Origin of the sequence: Anabaena sp. AL09 (assembly GCF_001672255.1) — a bacterium.
In the GTDB taxonomy this organism is placed as follows: domain Bacteria; phylum Cyanobacteriota; class Cyanobacteriia; order Cyanobacteriales; family Nostocaceae; genus Dolichospermum; species Dolichospermum lemmermannii.
Genome location: NZ_LJOQ01000087.1, coordinates 44,286 through 50,522, shown reverse-complemented (window position 1 = coordinate 50,522; position 6,237 = coordinate 44,286). Strand labels below are relative to the sequence as shown.

The following is a 6,237-nucleotide window of genomic DNA, read 5'->3' as shown; positions in this document are numbered from 1 at the left end:
ACTAACAACTGTACGGGCGAAGCATTTGGAGAACTATTTTTGACAATGACCGATAATTTATCTTCCAAATGCTTCGCCCCTACTAACAACTAACAACTGACAACTCACTAATTAGAAATTATCTGGAGACATATCTGCTCCCCCACCTTCACCATCACGCTTAGAACCAAGTAATTCTAGTTGCTCGACATTGATAACTGGACTAGAACGGTTAACTCCGCTTTGGCGATCACTCCAGGAATCAAACCGCAAAGAACCTTTAACGCCTATTTGTTTGCCTTTCCGAACATAATTACCCGCAACTTCCGCAGTTTTTCCCCATAATTCTAAGTTAAACCAGTCTGTATGTTCTCCTTCACGGGTACGACGACTGACTGCTAGAGTTAATCTACATTTAACTTTACCCGAATCAAAAAACTTCATGTCAGGATCGATGCCTACACGGCCAATAAGAGTGACAACATTAATGCTCATGGCTTTTATTTCTTAGTAACTTTGTATTGTACTATTCCGGATTCTATAATAACTAATTGTGAAAGTATTGAAAATATGTTAGAATCCCAACAGTTAACTCACACAAAAATTCAAAAAATACTTGACATTAAAAAAAATATACGGTTATACTGACTGACCATGAGAAAATAGAACATAAAATTCGTGAAACTAAAATCAAGATTGACAAAAGCTAGATAAAAAAATAGTCTAGGTTACTGGAGTCAGGCAAGCAAACATCATGGAATCTATCATTATTAACTTTTATCTTTGTAGTTATAAGTATCGCAAATAAGGGGCAAAGAGAAGCGTGGATCTTTTCAGAAATTTTCGTCCATCATGGGATATGGGTATCGACCTTGGTACAGCCAATACCCTAGTTTATGTGTCTGGTAAAGGGATTGTCCTGCAAGAACCTTCTGTAGTTGCCATTGATCAAAATCTCAAGGTGGCACTGGCAGTGGGAGAAGAAGCCAAAAAAATGCTCGGACGGACACCAGGCAATGTAATTGCCCTCCGTCCCCTGCGTGACGGTGTGATTGCTGACTTTGACACGGCCGAATTGATGCTAAAAAGCTTTATTCAGCGGGTAAATGAGGGAAGATCGCTGATGCGTCCCCGCATTATCATTGGCATTCCTAGTGGTGTCACAGGAGTAGAAAGACGGGCTGTAATGGATGCAGCCAATCAAGCCGGAGCGAGGGAAGTATATTTAATTGATGAGCCAGTTGCAGCGGCAATTGGTGCGGGACTGCCAGTTGCAGAACCTACTGGTAACATGATTATTGATATAGGTGGTGGCACAACAGAAGTAGCGGTATTAAGTCTTCAGGGTACAGTAATTAGCGAGTCAGTCCGCATTGCTGGAGATGAACTAACCGAAGCGATTACTCAGTATATGAAGAAAATTCATAATCTGGTAATTGGTGAACGGACTGCTGAGGATATTAAGATTAAGATTGGTTCTGCCTATCCGACCGCAGATGATAATGATAGTGTCATGGAAGTCCGGGGCTTGCATTTACTTTCTGGATTACCCAGAACTGTAAGCATCAAAGGCCCAGAAATTCGGGAAAGCATGGTAGAGCCTCTAGCGGTAATTATCGAAGCAGTGAGACGGACACTAGAACGGACACCTCCAGAACTGGCAGCAGACATTATTGATCGCGGGATCATGTTGGCAGGAGGTGGTGCATTACTCAAAGGTCTGGATACATTAATTAGTCATGAGACAGGTCTTGTGACTCACATTGCGGCGGACCCTTTAAGCTGTGTAGTGTTGGGAACAGGTCGTGTATTAGAAAACTTCAAACAATTGGAGAGAGTATTTAGCGGGCATTCCCGTAATATGTAGTAGGAATATATGGGTTCTGTATTTATTCATAATTATAGAATCCATTAGACAGCTCCGGTAAATATTGTAGAGACGTTCCATGGAACGTCTCTACAAGGGTTTTAGGTCACGCATATTTAATTTCCGGAGATGTCTATTGTTTTCAACAGAAGTATAGGGAAGTTGAGGGATAATGATCACGGAAAGTCTTACTAAGGAGTATAGATTAAATAAAGTACAAAATTAGGGTGTGTAAAGCTCTGCGAGCATGGCTACGCTAAAACAAAGCGTAACGCACCATTTCTGGTTAAATCAGAATGGCAGGTGATTAAATTTGCGTTCCTAAGCAATATTTTTGCAACTCCTGAATAATTTATAAAAATATATACAGGTATACTTATGTTTACTTTAAAACGCTGGTGGGAATATAAGGGATTACAAATAGGGTTATTGGCCTTAGTTATAGGTAGTGCTTGGACAATCAGAGAAACAAAAGGGGCATTATTACGCGAAATCTATCAAGGAATCAGCATTCCATTACAGATGGTGCAGTCAGGGACGATTCCTGAGCAAAGTATTAAAGATGCAAGATTTTTAGAATTACAGACTCGCATCGTCGATCTAGAAAGCCAAAATGAAAAATTAAAAAGTTTACTGAGTTACGTAGAAAAAGAAACCTTGCCACAGAAGCCAATTATAGCAAGGGTAATTGGACGGAGTGCAGATCATTGGTGGCAACAGGTAATTTTGAATCGAGGGACTGCATCAGGCATTCAAGAAGGTTCTATTGTTAAAGCCGATGGGGGATTAGTAGGTTTAGTAGAAAGTGTGACGACTAATACTAGCAGTGTATTGTTGGTTAGTGATTTAAAAAGTCAAGTGGGTGTAACTGTTAGCCGTACATCAGCTAAAGGAGTTTTGCAAGGTGATGCTTCCGCTGAAGGGGTGTTAGAGTTTTATGAAAAAGTGCCTAATGTTAAAGTAGGCGATTTAGTTTCTACATCTACTTATAGTCAGAAGTTTCCCGCTGGTTTAGCCATAGGTAAAATTAAGTCGTTGGATTTAAAGAAACTCCCGGCATCAATCGCTAAAGTGGAGTTATTTCCGCCAATTCGGTATTTAGATTGGGTAACTGTTTATCCTCAACCAGAGAAACAATATTTAGAAACTCCGAATTTGACGAAATGATGGACAAGGTTAATTAGTGTAAATGACTCAAATCTACCACTCGCACCAGACTGCTTTTCTAATTTGCCAACAGAATCTGATTTTTTGGTTAAGCTAGATATAGGTTCTGGGGCGATATTTTTGTACTGGCTAGTTTAAATACAATATCTATATTGATTCAGAACCCTATTCGACTGCTAAAAACTGCAAATTTAAGACTTAAATGACCATCTTATCCCTTTTTCACCCATCCTTTAATTTTTATCCAACCCATATCAGTATATTTATCGTATAAAAACCCTGTACAAATACATCCCAGTATTTACGTAACTGAACCCACCCCTGTGATCGCAGATCAGGTTAGTTGTCATAAAAATTTATATTCGGAGTCATCAAATTATTCAAACTACTTTCATAGAGTATTCTTCAAATTTTAGGTGTCCATCTAGGATATCCTAGATGCGTATCCTCAATAGTCTTCTCTCCTGAAGCATTGATAATCCTCTGAAATCATCCCTACAGTCGATGAAAAAATCTATTGATGAAGATCAGCCCATTCCTTCTCCAGAATCCTATCCCGTACCTCTTTAGGAGTAAAATTGAATATCATCTAGTTTATAATCCTGTTACTAGGTCAATTTTATTGGTAGATTTTGATCAGACAACATATTTACAAGTCCCGGAGGTGAAACAAGTTAAATAATTCGGATCTCAACTGGGATATTTTGTCCAAATTTTGGCTTTAAAAGAGGTAAGATAATGGCTATACATAATTATGTACCTTAAAGATATTAGCGAAATTACCACTTGATAATTGCTATAATCTATTCTTCCCTCTAACATTCTTATCTATTATTTAGGTGTAAATTTTTATGGGTTCTCCAATGAATCGTCTGTCTATTTTTGTAGACGGAAACAATATGTTCTATGCTCAACAAAAAAATGGTTGGTTTTTTGACCCCCGACGGGTTTTAGAATATTTCAAATACGAACAGTCAGAAACTACATTAATCAATGCCTTCTGGTACACTGGATTAAAAGACCCACAAGACCAAAGAGGTTTCCGAGATGCTCTCATCAGTTTAGGATATACAGTTCGCACGAAAATCCTCAAAGAGTATTATGATGATGCTTCTGGTCGTTACTCCCAAAAAGCGAATTTAGATATTGAAATTGTCGTTGATATGTTTAATACGGTAGATCAATATGACCGAGTTGTATTATTCAGCGGAGATGGTGATTTTGAAAGAGCTATCGAACTATTACGCTCAAAAAATACGCATATTACAGTAGTATCAACTGAAGGAATGATTGCCAGGGAACTACGTAATGCTACTGATAGATATATAGACTTGAACGATATAAGAGAGAGAATAGAAAAAACTGACGGTTAACTTAGCTTAGTATTTATTTACACATCTCAAAGTTAAAAACTCTCATTTCACAGTTTCAGCTATTTTATCAAAAAAGAATTGAGGAATTAGAAGTCAGTGATGAAAATAAATTCTCTAGGACTGACAAATCAAATCACATTTGATTAATTCTAATTCCCTTATGTTCTTTTATTGGGTCCACTCTCAAAATTAAAAGAGGTTAAGCTAATGAGCAAACAAGCCGATAGAATTATCATCTTTGACACCACATTGCGTGATGGAGAACAGTGTCCAGGAGCAACTCTCAATATAGACGAAAAGCTAATTATTGCCAAACAACTAGCACGTTTAGGAGTAGATATTATTGAGGCTGGTTTTGCTTTTGCTAGTCCTGGAGATTTTGAAGCAGTTAGGAAAATTGCCCAAACTGTGGGAACAGAAAATGGTCCGGTAATTTGTAGTTTGGCCAGAGCTAGACATGATGATATTAAAGCCGCAGCGGAGGCTATCAAACCTGCTGCTAAAGGCAGAATTCATACTTTTATTGCTACTTCTGATATCCACCTGCAATATAAGTTAAAAAAGACCAGACCGGAAGTAGTTGCCATTGCTGAAGAAATGGTCGCTTATGCCAAAACCTTCACTGATGATGTCGAATTTTCTCCAGAAGATGCGGGACGATCTGATCCAGAATTTTTGTATGAAGTTTTGGAAAGAGCGATCGCTGCTGGAGCAACAACTGTTAATATTCCTGATACCGTAGGTTATACCACTCCCAGCGAATTTGGGGGCATCATTAAAGGCATTACCGAAAATGTCCCCAACATTGACAAAGCCATTATTTCCGTTCACGGCCATAATGATTTGGGTTTAGCAGTTGCTAACTTTTTAGAAGCTGTGAAAAACGGCGCACGTCAACTAGAATGTACCATCAATGGGATTGGTGAAAGAGCCGGAAATGCAGCTTTAGAAGAATTAGTCATGGCTTTGCACGTCCGCAGACAATATTTTAATCCCTTCTTGGGACGCGCTGAAAATTCGGAAGCATCACTCACGAATATTGACACCAAACAAATCTATAAAACTTCCCGTTTGGTTTCCAATTTAACGGGAATGTTGGTGCAACCAAATAAAGCCATTGTCGGTGCAAATGCCTTTGCTCATGAATCTGGAATTCACCAAGATGGGGTATTGAAAAATAAACTCACTTATGAGATTATGGATGCTCAATTGATTGGTTTATCTGATAATCAAATAGTATTGGGTAAACATTCTGGGAGAAATGCTTTTCGGACACGGTTGAAAGAATTGGGCTTTGAACTATCAGAAAATGACCTGAACAAAGCCTTTGTGAGATTTAAAGAAGTAGCGGACAAAAAGAAAGAAATCTCTGATTGGGATTTGGAAGCTATTGTTAATGATGAAATCCAACAAGCGCCAGATTTATTTAAGGTAGAGTTGGTACAGGTTTCCTGTGGTAGTAACGCTCAACCTACTGCTACTGTAACTCTTCGCACTCCCGACGGAGAAGAATTAACTGATGCAGCTATTGGTACAGGTCCTGTAGATGCGGTGTACAAAGCCATCAATCGGGTAGTGAATGTACAGAATGAGTTGATTGAGTTTTCTGTGCAATCTGTCACCGGGGGAATTGATGCTTTAGGAGAAGTAACAATTCGCTTACGCCATGAATCCCGTGTATTTTCAGGTCATGCAGCTAATACTGACATTATTGTGGCATCGGCTCAGGCTTATGTAAATGCACTGAATAGACTGGTTTCAGCTTTACAGCAGGAAGTGAAGGAAGAAGTCACAGCCTAATATTATGGTGGGTTAGATAAATAAAATGGTTCTAACCCACCATAAGCAATT

At 38.8% G+C, this 6,237-nt stretch carries 6 protein-coding genes (1 of these 6 cut by a window edge); 4 read left to right on the top strand and 2 right to left on the bottom strand.

From position 1 onward, the window contains the following. Both AN490_RS18070 and AN490_RS18065 read right to left on the bottom strand, forming a co-directional pair. Positions 1-89, bottom strand: partial view of a hypothetical protein gene (locus tag AN490_RS18070; protein WP_300006255.1) — the beginning only. 127 nt of this gene lie to the left of the window's left edge; the window shows 89 of its 216 coding nt (coding positions 1-89); the start codon lies at positions 87-89; its stop codon lies off the left edge, out of view. A 22-nt stretch (positions 90-111) separates the two neighbouring features. After that, positions 112-474, bottom strand: a complete 363-nt coding sequence (locus tag AN490_RS18065; protein ID WP_148762788.1) for a single-stranded DNA-binding protein — start codon at positions 472-474, stop codon at positions 112-114. A 364-nt stretch (positions 475-838) separates the two neighbouring features. Here AN490_RS18065 and AN490_RS18060 point away from each other — a divergent pair, with 364 nt between their 5' ends. The 4 genes from AN490_RS18060 (at position 839) to AN490_RS18045 (ending at position 6,186) form a co-directional block, all read left to right on the top strand. Next, positions 839-1,846, top strand: coding sequence for a rod shape-determining protein (locus tag AN490_RS18060; RefSeq protein WP_041457858.1), 1,008 nt, complete (start codon positions 839-841; stop codon positions 1,844-1,846). Between the two features lie 378 nt (positions 1,847-2,224). Further along, on the top strand, positions 2,225-3,013 hold the full coding sequence (gene mreC, locus AN490_RS18055; RefSeq protein WP_300006253.1) for a rod shape-determining protein MreC: 789 nt from the start codon (positions 2,225-2,227) through the stop codon (positions 3,011-3,013). 851 nt (positions 3,014-3,864) lie between these two features. After that, positions 3,865-4,386: an NYN domain-containing protein gene (locus AN490_RS18050; RefSeq protein ID WP_015079695.1), complete on the top strand. Its 522-nt coding sequence runs from the start codon at positions 3,865-3,867 to the stop codon at positions 4,384-4,386. 207 nt (positions 4,387-4,593) lie between these two features. Further along, positions 4,594-6,186 carry a 2-isopropylmalate synthase gene (locus AN490_RS18045; RefSeq protein WP_300006250.1) on the top strand — a complete coding sequence of 531 codons (1,593 nt, stop codon included), beginning with the start codon at positions 4,594-4,596 and terminating at the stop codon, positions 6,184-6,186. Positions 6,187-6,237 lie beyond the last annotated feature (51 nt).

Bases quoted from the DNA above. Each gene is read 5' to 3' on its own strand.
- AN490_RS18045 (WP_300006250.1), top strand. From the start codon at position 4,594: ATGAGCAAACAAGCCGATAGAATTATCATCTTTGACACCACATTGCGT.
- AN490_RS18050 (WP_015079695.1), top strand. From the start codon at position 3,865: ATGGGTTCTCCAATGAATCGTCTGTCTATTTTTGTAGACGGAAACAAT.
- AN490_RS18060 (WP_041457858.1), top strand. From the start codon at position 839: ATGGGTATCGACCTTGGTACAGCCAATACCCTAGTTTATGTGTCTGGT.
- mreC (WP_300006253.1), top strand. From the start codon at position 2,225: ATGTTTACTTTAAAACGCTGGTGGGAATATAAGGGATTACAAATAGGG.
- AN490_RS18065 (WP_148762788.1), bottom strand. From the start codon at position 474: ATGAGCATTAATGTTGTCACTCTTATTGGCCGTGTAGGCATCGATCCT.